This is a genomic window from Pseudomonas sp. H1h (assembly GCF_000633255.1).
Lineage (GTDB): Bacteria > Pseudomonadota > Gammaproteobacteria > Pseudomonadales > Pseudomonadaceae > Aquipseudomonas.
The window spans coordinates 1-19,104 of sequence record NZ_AYMJ01000021.1; the positions used below are offsets into that span (position 1 = coordinate 1).

The window sequence follows — 19,104 nt, forward strand, 5'->3', positions numbered from 1 at the left end:
ACATAGAATCTCCCACATTTAAAACATCAGCAATTACGGGTTATGCGCCAGATGCTCAGGCTGCAACACCCGTTTGGCGCTCAGATACGCTTTCTGCCAGTACGCCTTCGACAGGCTGTCGAGCTTCACCGTGCCACCGGTTGCCGGCGCGTGCACGAAGCGCCCTTCCCCGACGTAGATCCCCGCATGACTGACTTGCGAGCCGCCGTTGGTGGCGAAGAAAATCAGGTCACCAGTCTGCAAGCCTTCCTTGCCGACATTCGGCGCCTGCATCACGATCAGTTCACGCGTCGAACGCGGCAGATTGATACCCGCCGCATCGCGGTAAACGAAACCGATCAGACCACTGCAATCAAAACCCGAATCCGGCGTGTTGCCGCCCCAGCGATAAGGCGTGCCGACCAGGCCGAGCGCGCGAAACAGCACGTCTTCAGCGGCGGGCGAGAACGACTGGGAAGGTCCGAACACTACCGGGGCACGTACGACGGGCGCAGGCGGCGGTGTGCGACTGGCGCAGGCGCTGAGCAGCGCTGCGAAGAAGATCAATGCAAGGCGGGCCGACATCGTCATAAACAGAACACCCTGATCTGGCTGCGGCTTTCTCTGCCGGATGGACAGAAAACAAAACCGCCTGCGGAGCACGCAGGCGGTTTGCCATCAATATAGATACAGGATTCTAGCGGCTATACGACAAACTTCAAGTAAGACTTTAACTTCACCTTGTAAAGTCTAGGTCTACTCCGTTGCCGTGGCCGTTTTTTTGTCGCCACGGACGTGGCGACAACGGGGAATTACTTGCGAGCGGTGACCACAGTCGGTGCCATTGCGAGGGCGCGTTTGGCTTCGATGAAAGTCTTGCTCCAGTAGCTGTCACCCAGGCTGTCGATGCGAACACCGCCGCTACGACGACTGCTGGAGTGAATGAACTGGTTGTCACCCAGATAGATCCCGGCGTGACTCACACGACCGCGCCGACCGTTGGTGGCGAAGAACAGCAGATCGCCCGGCTCCAGGTTGCTGCGCGAGACCAGAGGAGCATCCACGTTGATCATTTCGCGGGTGGAGCGCGGCAGATTCATGCCGGCTTCTTCGCGGAACAGGTAACCGATGAAACCGCTGCAGTCGAAACCGGCTTCAGAGGTACCGCCGAAACGGTAACGAGTACCAATCAGGGACATGCCGCGTTCAAGGATGCTGTCGGCCAGAACCGGAAGCTCGTATGGCTTCTTGCCGTTGAAATCGGCGAGTTCTTTTTCGGTGGCCAGTTCTTCCTGATAAATAACGGAAGACTGGGCAGTGGCAGAATTTTTAACCTGTTGAGGCTGCTCTTGAACTGGAGAATGAGCAGCGCAACCGAACAACAGGGTGACGAGTGCGAGAGGCACGAGGGGTGCGAAGCGATTTAGCATGGGCACGACCGTGGCTGAAGTTGTAAAGAAGCCGAGACTATGCCCGCTATCGGCCTCATTTGCAAATTCAATCGATCTTTTTGTGACTTCCCGGTTTCTCGTTTACATCTAAGCGCTTAAGCCCATTTGAATCGATACGCGGTCTGCACCCTATGCGGAAAAGCGGATTTTCTGGCGCCTGAAATATGTCGAAACCTGCTGAAAGCCCCGTATTTCAAGGGCTGACTACCAGCCAAGAGTTTCTTTCAGAAACGGAATTGTCAGCTTGCGTTGTGCCTGCAACGAAGCCTGATCGAGCTGTTCGAGCAAGTCGAACAATGCACTCATGCTGCGGGTGCCACGCGTCAGAATAAAATGCCCGACTTCATCGGTCAGATGCAGACCACGACGCGAAGCGCGCAATTGCAATGCGCGTAATTTGTCTTCATCGGAGAGCGGACGCATCTGGAAGATCAGCGCCAGGGTCAGGCGCGATTTGAGGTCGGCCAGCTTGACCGGCAACTCGCGTGGCGAGGTGGACGCGGCGATCAGCAAGCGCCGACCGCTGTCACGCAGACGGTTGAACAGATGAAACATCGCCTCTTCCCAGTCCGGCTTGCCGGCAATCACCTGCAGATCATCCAGACAGACCAGCTCGTACTGTTCAAGGTTGTCGAGAATTTCGATGCCGCGATCCATCAACTCGGCCAGCGGCAGATATACCGCCGGTTCACCCATCTGTTCGAACCGCAGGCAAGCCGCCTGCAACAGATGCGTACGCCCTACCCCATGCTTGCCCCACAGGTAGATCAGGCTTTCGGTCCAGCCGGCGTCGGCTTCGCATAGGCGCTCGACATAGCCGAGTGCAGCGGCATTGGCGCCTGGGTAGTAGTTGATGAAGGTGGCGTCGTCACGCAGACGCACACCTAGGGGCAGCTGAATCGGTTTCATGCTGACTGAACAGTTCTCAAGGAACCGTTAGTGGCCTCTGTGTAAAGTTTGCGAAGTTTATACCCGTGAAGCTGAGCGCACAATGCGACAGACTCCAAGCAAAATCAAAGGTTTGCGTTAACGCGCTGGTTTTATGACAGTTTCTCTGACGCGATGCCGAGCAAACCCACCGCAAAACACGGGCCAACCCGCCGCAATGCCGGGCCGTCCGCGCGAACACTACAACTCGGGATCGTCGACTCCACTGTAGATATCGGAGTCCTTGTACAAATCATGCACGTGACGCACCAGCACCATGATCACCGCCGCCACCGGCAATGCCAGCAGGACACCGGTAAAGCCGAACAACTCGCCACCGGCCAGAATCGCGAAGATCACCGCCACCGGGTGCAGACCGATCCGGTCACCCACCAGCAGTGGCGTCAGCACCATGCCTTCCAGCGCCTGCCCCACCACGAACACCGCGACAATCCCGATCATCGGATACAGATCGCCGCCGAACTGGAACAACCCGGCAATCAGCGCCGCGCCAATCCCGATCACGAAGCCCATGTATGGCACGATCGCCGCCAGCCCCGCGATCAGGCCGATCAACAGCCCCAGCTCCAGACCAACGATCATCAGGCCGGCGGCGTAGATCACACCGAGCGCCAGCATGACCAGCAATTGTCCACGCACGAACGCGCCGAGCACCTCATGGCATTCACCCGCCAGCGAGACGATGGTTTGCTCACGATCACGTGGCAACAGGCTGCGGATCTTGGCCATCATCACGTCCCAGTCGCGCAGCAGGTAAAAACTCACGACCGGAATCAGCACCAGGTTCGCCAGCCAGCCAATCAGCGCCAGACTTGAAGCCGTCGCCTGACTCAACACCACGCTGACGATGTCGGTAGTCTGGCCCATGTGTTCGCTGATCGCCGCCTTGACCTTGTCGAACTTCCAGAAGCCATCCGACAAACCCAGCTTCGACTGCGCCCACGGCAACGCGGTGTGCTGCAGCCAGTCGAGCATCTGCGGCGCCAATTCATATAAACGCAGCAACTGCTTGGCGAGCATCGGCACCAACACCAGCAACAGGGTTGTGACGATCAGCGTGAACAGGGCGAATACCGCGATCACTCCCCAAGTGCGCGACAGGCCGAGCCGCTCAAGACGATCCACCAGCGGATCGAACAGATATGCCAGCAGCAAGGCCACCAGAAACGGCGTGAGGATCGGGTGCAGCAACCAGACAAACGCGCAAAGCAGGACTACCCCACCGAGCCAGAACCAACGCCGCGAATCAGCCATGTACCACTCCTACTGCTTCTATATAAGGAAAGACTTACCAGCGAAACCGCAACGATGGCGCCAAAGGTGCCGGGGCTGCAGCGACAACCGGCGCAGCACCGGCAACCGTCGGTTGTGGCGCCGCCACCGGTGCCGGCGCCTCAGCCGGCAATTCCTGCAACTTCGCCAATGACAATTGCGCACGCAACTGATCGGCGCTGCCGCTGACCCGATACACGATGCGATCACCCTCGACACTTTGCAGACGCACACCGAACGGTTCGAGTAACCGCAGCAGCGTGGCGTAGTGCTCCAGATTCATACCCTGCACTTCCAGGGTCTGTTGACCCGACACCCCAGGCTTGGCAACAAACCGCGGCGCCAGACGCTCGGCCACCGCCAGCATCACGGCATCGGCCACGGCAGCCTGATCGGCGCCCTGCACGCTGCCGGCCTCCTTCTGATCACCCAGCCACAGGTGCCATTTGGCCTGCCACTGCCCACCCTCTTCGTGTGCATGCACCGCCAGCAAGGCATCTGCGCCGTATCGTTCCGAAGCACCGTGCAACGGCGCAGGATCGGTACCGTCCAGCACCGGCGCGGTGGCCACCAGCTGTTCACTCAGATCCGCCAGCGGCAAGCGCAGCGGCAAGCCTCGGTGCTGGGCCGCCGCCCGCAACGGCGCAGCGGCGGCCTGACCGTCACCGACCAGGCTTGAACCTTCAGTTGAATCGTTCAGCCACCAGCTCAGAATCGAAGGCCGGCTTGCGCCCCACAACGACAGCCCCGCCCGACGCAGTGCCTGCTCGGTGGTAGCCGGGTCGAAATCGACTTTCAGCACTTCCGGCGGCCCGGCATCAAAACCAAACTGACTGATGATCTGTTGCGGATCCTTGCGAATCGCCGCCAGCCCCGGGCTCTGCGGCGCCTTCGGGTCGCCGGTCAGACGCAATACCAGCGTATCCAGCGCCGCCTGCGTGGCGCGATCACGCTCTTCCGGTGCCTGGCTGCTGACCGGCTGGCGTACTTGATAGAGACCTTTGAGGTTTTCGGCATGACTCGCCAGGCTGACCACAGACAAACAACCCACAACCAACAATTTACAAAAACGCATGGAAAATTCCCGTCGACAGGAGCGGCTGGAACAGGCCGCGTGAACCGGTTAAGCAAGGCTGTGACAATCTGCCATCGCAAAACATTCACACGGTAGCGGTAAGTTTTTGCACAGTGATAACGATAGACGGTTAATCGGCACACCTTATACAGGCACCCACCCGGCACAATTGCAAAAAATTTCAGTCGATTATGCCCCTGCCCGTCGGCGCGAGGATGGCCGCTGCCCCTCAAGCCTGATAAAATCGCGCGCCTTCGCAGACCGGCAACAGCCGGGCGCCCCGAAATTCGCGTGAGGCTATCGCCCCACCGGTTTTGGCGTTCCCGCTGAACTCGGTCGTTACCCCTGAATCCCCTCCCCTAAAGGCCTGGATCATGAGCAAGCAACCCTCCCTGAGCTACAAGGACGCCGGTGTAGACATCGACGCCGGTGAAGCATTGGTCGAACGCATCAAGAGCGTCGCCAAGCGCACTGCGCGCCCGGAAGTCATGGGCGGCCTGGGCGGTTTCGGCGCCCTCTGCGAAATCCCGGCCGGCTACAAGCAGCCTGTGCTGGTTTCCGGCACCGACGGCGTCGGCACCAAGCTGCGCCTGGCGCTGAACCTGAACAAGCACGACAGCATCGGTATCGACCTGGTTGCCATGTGCGTCAACGACCTCGTCGTTTGCGGCGCAGAGCCACTGTTCTTCCTCGACTACTACGCCACCGGCAAGCTGAATGTCGACACCGCTGCCCAGGTAGTGACCGGCATCGGCGCCGGCTGTGAACTGTCCGGTTGCTCGCTGGTCGGCGGTGAAACCGCTGAAATGCCTGGCATGTACGAAGGCGAAGACTACGACCTGGCCGGCTTCTGCGTCGGCGTGGTGGAAAAGGCTGAAATCATCGACGGCTCGAAAGTCGCCACCGGGGACGCCCTGATCGCCCTGCCATCGTCGGGCCCGCACTCCAACGGCTACTCGCTGATCCGCAAGATCATCGAAGTGTCCGGCGCCGACATCGAAAACATCCAGCTCGACGGCAAACCGCTGACCGACCTGCTGATGGCCCCGACCCGCATCTACGTGAAGCCGCTGCTCAAGCTGATCAAGGACACCGGCGCAGTCAAAGCCATGGCCCACATCACCGGGGGTGGCCTGCTGGACAACATCCCGCGCGTTCTGCCAAAAGGCGCTCAGGCCGTGGTTGACGTGGCCAGCTGGACCCGCCCGGCTGTCTTCGACTGGCTGCAAGCGCAAGGCAACGTCGACGAGACCGAAATGCACCGCGTCCTGAACTGCGGCGTGGGCATGGTGATCTGCGTGGCTCAGGAGCACGTTGAAGTTGCTCTGAAGACCCTGCGTGACGCTGGCGAACAGCCTTGGGTCATCGGCCAGATCGCTGCTGCCGCCGAAGGTGCAGCCCAGGTTGATCTGCAGAACCTTAAGGCTCATTAATGTCCGCAACCTGTGATGTCGTGGTGCTGTTGTCCGGCACCGGCAGTAACTTGCAGGCTCTGATCGACAGCACGCGGACCGGCGACAGCCCGGTCCGCATCGCTGCGGTGATTTCCAACCGCGCCGACGCCTACGGCCTGCAACGCGCCAGTGACGCGGGTATCGCCACCCGCTCGCTGGATCACAAGGCATTCGAAGGTCGCGAGGCCTTCGATGCTGCCCTGATCGAACTGATCGACGAATTCAATCCGAAACTCGTGGTGCTGGCCGGCTTCATGCGCATTCTCAGCGCTGACTTCGTGCGTCACTACCAGGGTCGCCTGCTCAACATCCATCCCTCGCTGCTGCCCAAATACAAAGGGTTACACACTCATCAGCGCGCGCTGGAGGCCGGCGACGCCGAGCATGGCTGCTCCGTGCACTTCGTCACCGAGGAACTCGATGGTGGACCACTGGTCGTACAGGCAGTAATACCGGTAGAGTTGCACGACACGCCGCACAGTCTGGCGCAGCGAGTCCATGTTCAGGAACACCTGATCTACCCGATGGCTGTACGCTGGTTTGCCGAAGGGCGGCTGGCACTCGGCGAACAAGGTGCTTTACTGGATGGCCAGTTACTCGCGGCCAGCGGCCACTTGATTCGACACTAGGAGATTTTATGCGTCGCGCCCTGCTCTTCGCTTGCGCTCTGCTCGCCCTGCCCTTCGCGCAGGCGGCAGACCTTCAACCGTTCTCCGCCAGCTACACCGCCGACTGGAAGCAGCTGCCCATGAGCGGCACCGCCGAACGGAGCCTGACCAAGCAAGCCAACGGCGTCTGGAAGCTCAGCTTCAAGGCGTCGATGATGATCGCCAACCTGACCGAAGAAAGCACCCTGACCCTCGACAAGGACACGCTGCTGCCGCAGTCCTACCATTTCGAACGGGGTGGTTTGGGCAAGGCGAAGAAGTCTGACCTGGATTTCGACTGGAACGCCAAGATGGTCACCGGCATCGATCGTGGTGATGCGGTCAAGGTTCCACTCAACCGCGGCATGGTCGACAAGTCCACGTATCAACTGGCACTGCAACACGACCTGGCGTCCGGCAAGAAGACCATGAGCTATCAAGTGGTCGATGGCGGCGATGTCGATACCTACGACTTCCGCGTACTGGGCACCGAAAAAGTCGAAACAAAAGCCGGCAAGATCGACGCGATCAAAGTCGAGCGCGTGCGCGATCCGACACAAAGCAAGCGCATCACCGTCCTATGGTTCGCCAAGGACTGGGATTACCTGCTGGTCCGCCTGCAACAGGTTGAAACTGACGGCAAGGAGTACAACATCATGCTCCAGGACGGCACGGTCAACGGCAAAACCGTTAAAGGCAGCTGATCCGCCGCTACAACGAAAAGCCCCGCCAATGCGGGGCTTTTTTGTGCCTGTAATTTTCGCAACAACACACCCCCCTGTGGGAGCGAGCCTGTTCGCGAAGGCGTCAGTTCAGCCGATTCGTTTGTGGCTGATACACCGCTTTCGCGAGCAGGCTCACTCCCACAGGATTCAGCGCGATATTAAAGGATCAGATCAGACCGAAAACTTCGCCACCATATTGTTCAAATCCACCGCCAGCCGCGACAGCTCCTGGCTCGCCGCGCTGGTCTGATTGGCCCCCGCCGACGTCTGCATCGCCAGATCGCGGATGTTCATCAGGTTGCGATCCACCTCTCGCGCCACCGCCGCCTGCTCCTCCGACGCGCTGGCAATCACCAGGTTGCGCTCGTTGATCAAGGTGAATGCCGAGGCGATTTCCTCCAGTGCCACCCCTGCCGCCTTGGCCAACTCCAGCGTCGAATGCGCACGGATGTTGCTCTGCTGCATCGAACTCACCGCCGAATCGGTGCCCTGCTGGATCCCGCCAATCATCTGCTCGATTTCCTGAGTCGACTGCTGGGTCCGATGCGCCAGCGCCCGCACCTCATCGGCCACCACCGCAAAACCACGGCCGGCATCCCCGGCCCGCGCCGCTTCAATCGCGGCGTTCAGCGCCAGCAGATTGGTCTGTTCGGCAATCGAGCGGATCACATCCAGCACTTTGCTGATGCCGTGAACCTTCTGCGCCAGATCCTCTACTTGCGTGGCGTTGGAAGTGACATCCTCGGCCAGGGATTCGATTGACGTCACGGTCTGTTTGACCTGCTCGCGCCCGTGCTGGGCAATCCGGTCAGACTCTCTCGATGCCTCGGAAGTCGCCACCGCATTGCTCGCCACCTCTTCCACCGCAGCGGTCATCTGATTGACCGCCGTCGCAGCCTGCTCGATCTCCAGACTCTGCTGATGCAGCCCACGCGTGGCATCCTCCGTGACGCAACTGAGTTCCTCGGAGGCCGACGCCAACTGACTGGACGATTCGGAAATCTGCCGGATGGTGTCGCGCAAATTGTGTTGCATGCTTTTCAGCGCATGCAGCAGCCGCGCCGGCTCGTCCTTGCCGGAGATATGGATATCGCCAGTCAGATCGCCACTGGCCACCACTTGCGCCACACCCAGCGACTGCGCCAGAGGCAGGACGATGCTGCGGGTCAACAGCAGCGCCAGACCAATGGTGATCAGCGCAGTGATGCCGATCATCACACCGACCCACACCCGCGAATTGATGAACACCAGGCGCGCCGCCTCGGTCGCAAGATTGGCGTTGTGCTTGTTCAGCTCCACCAGGTCGCGCAGGGTGACGGCGATATCGTCCGCCAACGGGCTCATCTGGCCGTTGAGAATCGCTGCCGCCTCTTCCACCCGATTCTGTGCCGACAACGCCATGACCTGCGCCTGCAGCTCCAGATACTTGTGCTCGGCGACCTTGAAGCGATCAAACAGGTTTCGCTCCTCGGGCAACACGATCAATACGTCATAGCGTTGCTGGGCTTCGCTCAATACGCCGCGCAGCTCGTTGAGCTTGGTGACATTCTGTTCCAGTGCCTGCGGATCGCGATTGAGCAACAGGCGCATGGTCAGCGCGCGCAGACGCAGCATGTCCTGACTCATCTCGCCGACCGCCATCACGCTCGGCAGCCAGTTGTTGTCGACTTCATCAGACTGCGCGCGCATGTTCGACATTTGCAGCAGGGCGAACGCCCCCAGGGCAAACACCATCAGCGCCAGCACTCCAAAACCCAGGCCGGCACGCGGCGCGATATTGAGACTACGGATACTCATGACTCTGGTTCCTTCCAAAAGCGCTGCATCAACCCTGCAGCTGGTTGCTTTAGAAGGTATCGGCCCGGCGCCAATTTGCGTAAGACGAAAAGGTGATATCAAAAGGCCTTGATACTTCGAACATCTCAGCATTAACGATTTAGCGGGGTTTTCCCGGACTTTGGCGCTGTTCGCGGCAATATCGCCAGGAAGTTGTCCCGAGCGACTTTACGCGCAACGGCTTCGGGCAAGGCGTCGAGAAACGGCGTGAAGCTGTGCATTTCCTTACCGAGTTTGTTGAATCGACCTACAACATCTGAGCCGAGCATAAAGCGCTCAGGGTATTTCTCCACCAATGCCAGCCATTCCGCACGTGGTTTGCCTTGTTCGTCCAGCAGATACGGTGTGAGCATGCTCCACGACAGATCGATAAACAGATTTGGATAAGCCTCAAGCAATCGGCTGACGGTAGGCAACAGAAACTTCAGGTGAGTCTGGTGGCGATGGATCTCCGCGCTGGTGCCGGCGTGAGCCCAGATAAACCAGGTGTGCGGGTGATTACGCAGCGGTTCTTCGACTTCCTTCAGGTAAAGCGGATTTTTCTCACGCTTGGAGGTGATGTTGGAATGCAGCATCACCGGCAGATCGTTTTCTGCCGCCAAGTGATAGATGCGTGTCATCGCCTCGTTGTTGGCCCGCGGCGTATCGCCGGCGGTCAGCGCCGTCAGGTCGTCATGACGGGTAAACACTTCGCCAATGCCCTGCCACAACCCCGGATACAGATAGAGCAGACGCTGGATGTGCGCAGCGGAGTTTTTGTCGTTGGGGTTGAACCCGGACAGAAATGGGTGAAAGTGCTGACGCTGCTCCGAGGTCAGTTTCTGTACGGCATCAGCGACAATCACGTCAGTGGCGCTGTACCAGTAGGCATCAGCGTCATCGCCGGCTTAATAGCGTGGACGCTTGGGTTCGTCTTCGTGCCATTTCTTCGCTACGGGAATCCCGGAAATCATCACGTGATCAATGGAATTGTCCTGCATGGCCGTGAGTAATTTCGCCATGCCGGCGGTTTCCTGGAAGAAATCCACGTAGTGCAGGTGCGCATCGCTGTAGGTGTAATCGCGGGCACTGGCGGCGCCGGCAACGACCAGCAGGCAGGCAAGACTCAAACGAAACAAGGACACAAGTAATCTCCGGCAGGTAGGCATAGCCTAGACCCTGAGCCGACAGCAAGGGTTCATCCTGCAGGAAAGTGGAACGCGTGCTTGTGGGAATGCTCTATAACTGCAAGGTCTTTTTTGATCGCACGACTTTTCCTACTGCCAGTGAGGTTGCCATGACTGTTACCGTCAATACCGTCTCCGCCGAAGGTTTTCGTCACACCGTAAAGATCGATGACCACGAATTGTTTGCCGATGTACCGAAATCTGCCGGTGGCGAAGGCACAGCCCCCGAGCCGCACGACTACTTCGACGCTGCCCTTGGCGCTTGCAAGGCCCTGACCCTGAAGATGTACGCGAAGAAGAAAGACATCCCGCTGACCGGCGTCGGTGTCGAGGTCAAACGCGACAATAGTGAAGAGCAGAAAGGCAAATACGTGCTGCACGTCACCCTCACGCTCAAGGGCGTGCTGACTGACGCGCAACGCGAGGAATTGCTACGGGTGGCCGATCGCTGCCCGATCCATAAACTGATGACCACCACCGACGTCAGCATCGAAACCCACGCCCCGCAAGGCTTCGATAGCCAGTAATCCCCCTCGTGCCAGCGGCGGGTTATGCTTCTGGCATCACCCGCTCAGCCTGGAATGCACCATGGACACGCAACCCCTGATCATCCGCCCGCGCGCCGAAGACGTCGAAGGTCAGCCGATCCTGCGTCCGCTGCCGTCAGCCAAATGTCGCAGCGTCGGGCCTTTCGTATTTTTCGACCACATGCTCGAGACGGTTTATCCGACGGGCAAAGGCATGAACATCCGACAGCATCCGCACATTGGTCTGTCGACCCTCACCTACCTGTTTGAAGGACAGATCCAGCACAAGGACAGCCTCGGCTCCGATCAAGTGGTCAAGGCCGGTGATGTCAGCTGGATGACCGCGGGCAGCGCCATTGCCCACGTCGAGCGCACGCCCGAGCCGCTGTGGGAGCAAAGCTTCACAATGCACGGCTTGCAGATCTGGCTGGCCTCGCCCAAGGATCACGAGCAAGGTCCGGGGCATTACAGCCATCACCCAGCGGAAACCCTGCCGGTCAGCGATAACCTGGGCGTGCAGATCCGGATGATTGCCGGTTCAGGCTTTTGCCTGGAATCGCCGGTGCCGGTGCTTTCGCCAACGCTCTACGCGGAAGTGAAGATGCAGACGGCGACGACACTGCTGATCCCGACCGAGCACGAGGAACGAGCGATTTATGTGCTGAATGGGGATGCGCAACTGAATGGCGAGTCCCTCGAACCCCATGCGCTGGCGGTGTTGCCGGCAGGGGAAGAGATGAGCCTGTTTGCCGAGAGTGATGTGCACGCAGTGGTGTTTGGCGGCGCGGCGCTGGACGGGCCACGGCGGATCAACTGGAATTTTGTCGCGAGCGATCCGGCGGTGATCGATGAAGCGCGACGCAAGTGGGCAGCCGGGGATTGGCCGACGGTGCCGGGGGAAGTCGAGCGGATTGAATTGCCCTGAGTTGTGTACAGCGGCTTAGTCAGTCTTCGCGAGCAGGCTCGCTCCCACGGAGATTGATGGTGTGACCAGAATCTCTGGACACCACAACCCCCCTGTGGGAGCGAGCCTGCTCGCGAAGAGGACCTGTCAGGCACCGGCCATGCCAGTGCCCGATCAAATCAGCCCTTGAACACTTCTTCCAGCAAATCATGCATCGACTTGAAGGCGCGTTTTGCGGTCTTCGCGTCGTACATCATCTTTCCCGGTACGTTGGCGTGCGGATCGGTGAACGAATGCACCGCACCGCCGTAGCTCAGCAACTGCCAATCCACACCCGCCGCGTTCATCTCGTCTTCAAACGCTGGCAACTGCTCTTTGGGCACCAATGGATCGCTAGCGCCGTGCAGCACCAGCACCGCGCCCTTGATGTTCTTCGCGTCTGCCGGGTTCGGCGAATCCAGCGTACCGTGGAACGACACGGCCGCCTTCACCGGCGCGCCAGTGCGGGCCAGATCCAGGGCACAGCAACCGCCAAAGCAGAAACCGAACACTGCCAGCCTCGACGTATCGACCGCCGCCTCACCCTGCTTCTGCAACTGCTCGAACGCTGCCTGCATGCGCTTGCGCAGCAGTGCACGGTCGTTCTTCAGTGGCATCATCGCGGCGCCGGCCTGATCGCCGTTCTGCGGACGCACAGCCTGGCCGTACACATCGGCGATCAACACCACGTAGCCCTTGGCCGCAACCGATTTGGCGATCTCCTCGGCACCGGCGCTGACGCCCATCCAGTTCGGCGCCATCAACAGGCCCGGGCGCGTGCCCTTGTGCTCGGCGTCGAACGCCAGACGACCTTCATAAGGCTGGCCATCAAGCTGATAGACCACGGAACGTACAGTGACTTGGCTCATTTCTGACTCCTGAAGGGTAAACACCAGAATGAAAAAACCCGCCGAAGCGGGTTTTTATGCAACGTGATTAAACCGACAGTTCAACCAGCAGCTTGTTGAGACGGCGCACGTACGCGGCCGGATCCTTCAAGCTGTCTCCGGCAGCCAGGGCTGCCTGATCGAAGAGGATGTGCGACAGGTCGCCAAAACGCTCTTCGCTCTGCTCGCCGTCGAGTTTCTCGATCAGCGGGTGGCTCGGGTTGAACTCGAAGATCGGCTTCGAATCCGGCACTTTCTGCCCGCTGGCTTCGAGGATCTGGCGCATTTGCAGACCCAGGTCCTGTTCACCGATGGCCAGAATGGCTGGCGAGTCGGTCAGACGGTGCGATACGCGAACCTCGGCAACCGAATCGCCCAGCGCGGTTTTCAGACGCTCGACCAGACCTTCCTTGGACTTGGCGACTTCTTCTGCGGCCTTCTTGTCCTCTTCCGAGTCCAGGTTACCCAGATCCAGGTCACCGCGCGCCACGTCGACAAAGGTCTTGCCGTCGAATTCGCTGAGGTAGCTCATCAGCCACTCGTCGATGCGGTCGGTCAGCAGCAGCACTTCGATGCCTTTCTTGCGGAAGACTTCCAGGTGCGGGCTGTTCTTGACTTGCGCGTAGGTTTCGCCGGTGAGGTAGTAGATCTTGTCCTGACCTTCCTTGGCACGTGCCAGGTAGTCAGCCAGACCGACAACTTGTTCGCCGTCGTCGCCATTGGTCGATGCGAAACGCAGCAGACCGGCAATTTTTTCCTTGTTGGCGAAATCTTCTGCCGGGCCTTCTTTCATGACCTGACCGAAGTTTTTCCAGAAGCCCTTATATTGCTCAGGCTCGTTCTTCGCCAGTTTTTCCAGCATGTCCAGTACGCGCTTGGTCAGCGCCGACTTCATCGAGTCGATGATCGGGTCTTTCTGCAGGATTTCCCGCGACACGTTCAGCGACAGGTCATTGGAATCGACCACGCCTTTGATGAAGCGCAGGTACAGCGGCAGGAACGATTCGGCCTGGTCCATCACGAACACCCGCTGCACGTACAGCTTCAGGCCTTTAGGCGCTTCACGCTGGTACAGGTCGAACGGCGCACGGGCTGGCACGTACAGCAACGAGCTGTACTCAAGCTTGCCTTCAACCTTGTTGTGGCTCCAGGCCAGCGGGTTTTCAAAGTCGTGGGCGATGTGCTTGTAGAACTCCTGGTACTCCTCGTCCTTCACTTCAGTGCGCGGACGGGTCCACAGAGCGCTGGCGCGGTTGACGGTTTCCCATTCAACGGCAGGGGCTTCTTCGCCTTCGGCAGCAGCCGCTTCTTTCGGCAGCTCGATTGGCAAAGCGATGTGGTCGGAGTACTTTTTGATGATGTTGCGCAGACGCCAGCCATCGGCAAACTCGTCTTCAGCCGCTTTCAGGTGCAGGACGATGCGGGTACCGCGCTCTGGCTTGTCGATGGTGGCGACTTCAAACTCGCCCTCGCCTTTCGACGACCAGTGCACGCCTTCGCTGGCAGGGGTGCCGGCGCGACGGCTGTACACGTCAACCTGGTCAGCAACGATGAAGGCGGAGTAGAAGCCGACACCGAACTGGCCGATCAGGTGCGAATCTTTCTTCTGATCGCCCGAGAGATTCTTCATGAAATCGGCGGTGCCCGATTTGGCGATGGTCCCCAGGTGGGTGATCACATCGTCACGGTTCATGCCGATACCGTTGTCTTCGAGGGTGACGGTCTTGGCGTCCTTGTCGAAGCTCACACGGATTTTCAGCTCAGCGCCACCTTCGAGCAACTCAGGCTTGGCCAAGGCTTCGAAGCGCAGCTTGTCTACAGCGTCAGAGGCGTTCGAGATCAATTCGCGAAGGAAGATTTCCTTGTTGGAATACAGCGAATGGATCATGAGGTGCAGCAGCTGCTTTACCTCGGTCTGGAAGCCCAGGGTTTCCTTTTGAGTTTCCACACTCATGGTCATCAAACTCCAATCAGATGGCATTGGCCGCGACCCAGATGGTCGGCGGCGGGTTGTTCATTGAGTTGGGGGCAGCGTTCAGGATTTCAAGGGCTCATCGATTTTGAAGTGCGCACGGGCGGTGGCAATCGGCTCGCTCTCGGTACTTTGCCAGGCCGTGATCGCAACGTTGGCGACGCGGCGGCCCTGACGACAGACCTGACACTTGGCCCAAGTGTCGCGAAACTGCCCGGCACGCAGGTAATCAAGGGAGAAGTCGATGATCTTCGGCACCCCGGGCGCCCCGGTGAAGATCAATAGATGCAACGCGGCTGCCAGCTCCATGAACCCGGCAATCACCCCGCCATGGATAGCCGGCAACAAAGGGTTACCAATGTTGTCCTTGTTCGCCGGCAGCTTGAACAGCAATTCATCGCCGACTCGCGAGCATTCGACACCGATCAGCCCCGCATAAGGAATCAGCTGCAGCAGCGGCGCGTAGTCGCCCTGAGCATGAGCCTGCAGCAACTGTTGCTTCCAGTCATCACTCATCAACGCTCTCCTTTGATCTTGCCGCCAAACCCCTGAGTGCCCTTCAAGCCCTTGCCCATGCGCATAAACGTGCCGACGACATGGGCGATCGGCTGCTGTGGGTCGTCCTGATAGGCGAAACCGCGCGCGAAGATCACGTCAGTGGTGACCCGATAACATTGCGCGAAACCGTAAACGTCCTTGTTCGGCTCAGCGGCATGCATGTAGTCGATGCGCAGATCCAGCGTCGGGCAGACTTCGAATTCCGGCAGCACGCACAGCGTCGACATGCCGCATGCGGTGTCCATCAGCGAAGTAATCGCCCCGCCGTGGATCACGCCGGTCTGCGGATTGCCGACTATTTTCGCGCTATACGGCAACTTTACCGTCAGCCCTTCAGTGCTGGCGCTGTGCACCGTCAAACCGAGCACCTGACAGTGACGCAATGCCGAGAGAAATCGCGTCGCACGCTCAAAAACGGGGTTTTCGGCCATTTGATAATTACTCTTGTTAGTGCCTGTTTTCGGTAGCAGACAGAACCGCAAAAGTTCCATTGCGAAACAAACTTATATATCTGATGAAAATGAGGAACTTAACCTTGAGGGGTGCGCTCTTAAGGCCAGTAGTTATTTTCCATAAGGAGAAACACCCCATGCGTAAGACTTTAGCTATTGCCTTGATGTTGACCGCTTCCCTCGGTCTCGCTGCCTGCGATAAAAAATCCGAGGACAAAGCTCAAGATGCCAACCAACATGCTGAACAAGCTCAGCAGAAAATGAATGAAGCTCAGGATAAAGTGAACGACGCAGCGAAAGAAAACGCTGAAGCCGCCAAAGATCAGGCTGAATCGAATCAGGCTGCTCAAGAGGAAGCTGCCAAGAAGCAATAATTGCGACTTGATGCAGAAAAAGAAAACCCGCCAAGTGCGGGTTTTCTTTTGTCTGTGATTGTTGAGAGTGCCGGGTTAGAAGCCGTTTTTTACAGCAACACGGTTCTAAAAGTCGGACTAATCATCAGCAACAAACTACAGATCAGACCGACCAGCCACACCAGGCTGCGCGGAGAAGGTTTATCCGCCAGGTACAACCACAAGTAGAGAATCCGCGCGATCACAAAGACGATCGCCAATGCATCGATTAACCACCCCTGTGTCTGCGTGGTGTGCGCCATCAGCACACCCACGGCAAACAGAATGAACGCTTCGATGCTGTTCTGATGCGCCGCCAGCGCCCGCGCGCCATAACCGGTGAGTTGCGCCTGCTGTTGGCGCGGCAGGTGGTTGTTGTAACCGCCCTGCTCTTTCATGGCTTTACCCACCGGCATACGCGCGATGTAAATCAACAATGCACTGATAAACACACACCAGAACGGAATACTCATCAAGCGGCCTCTTTATTGGTTTCGGGCAACGTCGCCTCTGTAGGGGTATAGACCATCACATCCAGCACGTCGGAATGAAACTCGCGGCGATACAACACCAGCACCACGCCAGCACTCATCAACATGAACAGCCACGGGCTGACAAACCACGCCAGCATCGTCATGCCGAAGTAATAAGAGCGCAAGCCGAAGTTGAACTGGTTGGCCGCCATCGAAATCACCCGTGCCGCCCGCAGCGCGAATGCCTTGCGCTCCTGCTCGGAAACCTGGCGTTCACCGATCATCGGCGCCGAACCGACCAGGACTGCGGCAAAGTTGTACTGGCGCATGCACCAGCTGAACGTGAAGAAGGCATAGACGAACACCAGTGCCAGGCACAGCAACTTGATCTCCGACATGCCCTGCGATGCTTGCTGGACCATCGGAATGTCCGCCAGCAACGACACGGCGCGCTCGGACGCGCCCAGCACGGTGAGAATCCCGGCGAGGATGATCAGGGTGCTGGACGCGAAGAACGAGGCGTTGCGCTCCAGGTTGCCGATCACGCTGGCATCGGCGATGCGGTTGTCGCGCAGCAGCATGCGGCGCATCCAGTCTTCACGGTACAGGTGCAGCACGCTGGCCAGGCACGCGGTGTCGCGGGCCTTCCACGACGCATAACGGGTATAACCGCCCCAGCAGGTGACAAACCAGAGCGCGGCCAGCAGGTGGATCAGGTTGGCTTGGATGAACGACATGCAATTCCTTGTGGAGTATGAACGCTGTACCTGTGGGTGCGGGCTTGCTCGCGAAAGCGGTGTGCCAAATACATAAACAGTGAATGACCCAACGCATGCGCGAGCAAGCCCGCTCCGATATTGAGATTTGCGCAGTGCTTCGACGTTGGCTCAAGGAAAAAGACACTGCCTGAGGCGCATAAAAAATGCCCCGTATCGATTGATACGGGGCATTTCTGTTTAAGCGTTGAAGACCCGCTTGTGGCGGGTCAGCAATCAGGCAACCGCTTCGCTGCGCTTGCCCAGCAGGCGATCGCAGATCACCGCGACCACCAGGGTCATGACGCATGGCACCAGCCACGCCAGACCCTGCTCGCTCAGCGGCAGGTGGGACAGCTGCGATGGCATCCAGTCAGCCAAACCGGCGCCTTTGAGGGCGTCGATGGTGCCGAACACGAAGGACACGAGCATCACCGGGCCGATGATGCGGCCGTGTTCATGCCAGAAGTCTTTGCAGAAGCTCAGGCCGACCAACACGATGCACGGCGGGTAGATCGCGGTCAGCACCGGGATCGAGAAAGCGATCAGCTTGGTCAGGCCCAGGTTCGACACCAGCAGCGAGAACGCCGCCAGAATGATCACCAGCGTCTTGTAAGACAGTGGCAGCACGCGGCTGAAGTACTCAGCGCAAGCGCAGGTCAGACCCACCGCCGTCACCAGGCACGCCAGCGAGATCAGCACCGCGAGGAAGCCGCTGCCCAGCGAACCGAAGGTGTGTTGCACGTAAGCGTGCAGCACGGCCGCGCCGTTGGTAGCACCGACTGCCACTTCATGGCTGCCGGAACCGAGACGGAACAGGCTGACATACACCAGCGCCAGACCGACACCGGCGATGAGACCGGCAATGATCGCGTAACGGGTGATCAGTGCTGGCGACTCGACGCCCCGGGAGCGGATCGCGTTGACGATGACGATACCGAACACCAGAGCGCCGAGGGTATCCATGGTCAGGTAACCATTAATGAAACCCTGGGAAAACGGTGCCGCCACGTACTCCGGCGTGCCTTGGCCAATGTCACCCGCCGGCAAGGCGAATGCAGCGATACCGAGCACCGCCAGGGCGATGATCTTCAACGGCGCCAGGAAACGCCCCACGGTGTCCAGCAGACGCCCCGGATACAGCGAGATGAAGAACACCAGCAGGAAGTACACCGAGCTGTAGAGGAACAGCGCCAGTGGGCTTTCGCCAGTCAGCGGCGCCAGACCCACTTCGAACGACACGGTCGCGGTACGCGGAGTGGCGAACAACGGGCCGACCGCCAGGTAGCACGCGGCTGCCAGAATGCCGCCGGCTATCTTGCCGATCGGGCTGCTCAGCGTGTCCATCGCCCCGCCGACTTTCGCCAGCGCAACGACGGTGATCACCGGCAAACCGACGGCAGTGATCAGGAAGCCCAGCGCCGCCATCCAGACGTGAGGTCCGGCCTGCAAACCGACGATAGGCGGGAAGATGATGTTACCGGCCCCGACGAACAGGGCAAATGTCATAAAACCAAGTGCCAGGATGTCCTGACCTTTCAAAACTTTCATTAAGGAAATACCACACTACTGAATCGGAATTTAGAGGGGGA

At 59.1% G+C, this 19,104-nt stretch carries 19 protein-coding genes and 1 pseudogene; 6 read left to right on the plus strand and 14 right to left on the minus strand.

Annotated features, from left to right (window positions below; all coding sequences use genetic code 11):
* Positions 1-33 precede the first annotated feature (33 nt).
* From U862_RS0118870 to U862_RS0118890, 5 genes are all read right to left on the minus strand, one after another.
* Positions 34-570 carry a C40 family peptidase gene (locus U862_RS0118870; protein ID WP_025111851.1) on the minus strand — a complete coding sequence of 179 codons (537 nt, stop codon included), beginning with the start codon at positions 568-570 and terminating at the stop codon, positions 34-36.
* 221 nt (positions 571-791) lie between these two features.
* Positions 792-1,409, minus strand: a complete 618-nt coding sequence (locus tag U862_RS0118875; RefSeq protein WP_003223044.1) for a C40 family peptidase — start codon at positions 1,407-1,409, stop codon at positions 792-794.
* A 225-nt stretch (positions 1,410-1,634) separates the two neighbouring features.
* A complete protein-coding gene (gene hda / locus U862_RS0118880; RefSeq protein ID WP_025111852.1) occupies positions 1,635-2,339 on the minus strand; it encodes a DnaA regulatory inactivator Hda in 705 nt (234 codons plus the stop codon).
* Between the two features lie 219 nt (positions 2,340-2,558).
* Positions 2,559-3,632: an AI-2E family transporter gene (locus U862_RS0118885; protein WP_025111853.1), complete on the minus strand. Its 1,074-nt coding sequence runs from the start codon at positions 3,630-3,632 to the stop codon at positions 2,559-2,561.
* Positions 3,633-3,666: 34 nt separating this feature from the next.
* Entirely contained in the window at positions 3,667-4,725 is a 1,059-nt protein-coding gene (locus U862_RS0118890) for a DUF2066 domain-containing protein (protein ID WP_025111854.1), read from the minus strand.
* Positions 4,726-5,099: 374 nt separating this feature from the next.
* Between U862_RS0118890 and purM the strand changes: the two genes are divergently transcribed.
* From purM to U862_RS0118910, 3 genes are read left to right on the plus strand one after another with little or no spacing between them, the layout of a single operon-like run.
* Positions 5,100-6,158: a phosphoribosylformylglycinamidine cyclo-ligase gene (gene purM, locus U862_RS0118900; RefSeq protein WP_025111855.1), complete on the plus strand. Its 1,059-nt coding sequence runs from the start codon at positions 5,100-5,102 to the stop codon at positions 6,156-6,158.
* Positions 6,158-6,808 carry a phosphoribosylglycinamide formyltransferase gene (purN, locus tag U862_RS0118905; protein WP_025111856.1) on the plus strand — a complete coding sequence of 217 codons (651 nt, stop codon included), beginning with the start codon at positions 6,158-6,160 and terminating at the stop codon, positions 6,806-6,808. The genes purM and purN overlap by 1 nt, the downstream gene beginning before the upstream one ends.
* An 8-nt stretch (positions 6,809-6,816) precedes the next feature.
* Positions 6,817-7,530, plus strand: a complete 714-nt coding sequence (locus U862_RS0118910) for a DUF3108 domain-containing protein (protein ID WP_025111857.1) — start codon at positions 6,817-6,819, stop codon at positions 7,528-7,530.
* A 192-nt stretch (positions 7,531-7,722) separates the two neighbouring features.
* On the opposite strand, the gene U862_RS0118915 is transcribed toward U862_RS0118910, so the two are convergent.
* Positions 7,723-9,348 (minus strand): methyl-accepting chemotaxis protein, encoded by a 1,626-nt coding sequence (locus tag U862_RS0118915; RefSeq protein ID WP_025111858.1) that lies wholly within the window; start codon positions 9,346-9,348, stop codon positions 7,723-7,725.
* Between the two features lie 131 nt (positions 9,349-9,479).
* A pseudogene (locus U862_RS0118920) lies at positions 9,480-10,535 on the minus strand (amidohydrolase family protein).
* Between the two features lie 128 nt (positions 10,536-10,663).
* Here U862_RS0118920 and U862_RS0118925 point away from each other — a divergent pair.
* Positions 10,664-11,080, plus strand: a complete 417-nt coding sequence (locus tag U862_RS0118925) for an OsmC family protein (RefSeq protein WP_025111859.1) — start codon at positions 10,664-10,666, stop codon at positions 11,078-11,080.
* Positions 11,081-11,141: 61 nt separating this feature from the next.
* A complete protein-coding gene (locus U862_RS0118930) occupies positions 11,142-12,005 on the plus strand; it encodes a pirin family protein (RefSeq protein WP_025111860.1) in 864 nt (287 codons plus the stop codon).
* Positions 12,006-12,163: 158 nt separating this feature from the next.
* On the opposite strand, the gene U862_RS0118935 is transcribed toward U862_RS0118930, so the two are convergent.
* From U862_RS0118935 to U862_RS0118950, 4 genes are all read right to left on the minus strand, one after another.
* On the minus strand, positions 12,164-12,892 hold the full coding sequence (locus U862_RS0118935) for a dienelactone hydrolase family protein (protein ID WP_025111861.1): 729 nt from the start codon (positions 12,890-12,892) through the stop codon (positions 12,164-12,166).
* A gap of 67 nt (positions 12,893-12,959) precedes the next feature.
* Entirely contained in the window at positions 12,960-14,864 is a 1,905-nt protein-coding gene (gene htpG / locus U862_RS0118940; RefSeq protein ID WP_025111862.1) for a molecular chaperone HtpG, read from the minus strand.
* A gap of 81 nt (positions 14,865-14,945) precedes the next feature.
* Positions 14,946-15,398, minus strand: a complete 453-nt coding sequence (locus U862_RS0118945) for a PaaI family thioesterase (RefSeq protein ID WP_025111863.1) — start codon at positions 15,396-15,398, stop codon at positions 14,946-14,948.
* Complete coding sequence (locus tag U862_RS0118950; protein ID WP_025111864.1) at positions 15,398-15,871, minus strand: PaaI family thioesterase; 474 nt, start codon at positions 15,869-15,871, stop codon at positions 15,398-15,400. The genes U862_RS0118945 and U862_RS0118950 overlap by 1 nt, the downstream gene beginning before the upstream one ends.
* A 158-nt stretch (positions 15,872-16,029) precedes the next feature.
* On the opposite strand from U862_RS0118950, the gene U862_RS0118955 reads away from it, so the two are divergent.
* On the plus strand, positions 16,030-16,266 hold the full coding sequence (locus tag U862_RS0118955; RefSeq protein WP_003223025.1) for a hypothetical protein: 237 nt from the start codon (positions 16,030-16,032) through the stop codon (positions 16,264-16,266).
* 89 nt (positions 16,267-16,355) lie between these two features.
* Here the strand turns inward: U862_RS0118955 and U862_RS0118960 are convergent, their stop codons facing one another.
* The 3 genes from U862_RS0118960 to brnQ all read right to left on the minus strand — a co-directional run bounded on the left by U862_RS0118960 (position 16,356) and on the right by brnQ (position 19,063).
* Positions 16,356-16,757 (minus strand): MAPEG family protein, encoded by a 402-nt coding sequence (locus U862_RS0118960; RefSeq protein ID WP_025111865.1) that lies wholly within the window; start codon positions 16,755-16,757, stop codon positions 16,356-16,358.
* Complete coding sequence (locus U862_RS0118965) at positions 16,757-17,494, minus strand: DUF599 domain-containing protein (RefSeq protein ID WP_025111866.1); 738 nt, start codon at positions 17,492-17,494, stop codon at positions 16,757-16,759. The genes U862_RS0118960 and U862_RS0118965 overlap by 1 nt, the downstream gene beginning before the upstream one ends.
* A gap of 255 nt (positions 17,495-17,749) precedes the next feature.
* On the minus strand, positions 17,750-19,063 hold the full coding sequence (gene brnQ / locus U862_RS0118970) for a branched-chain amino acid transport system II carrier protein (protein WP_025111867.1): 1,314 nt from the start codon (positions 19,061-19,063) through the stop codon (positions 17,750-17,752).
* Positions 19,064-19,104 lie beyond the last annotated feature (41 nt).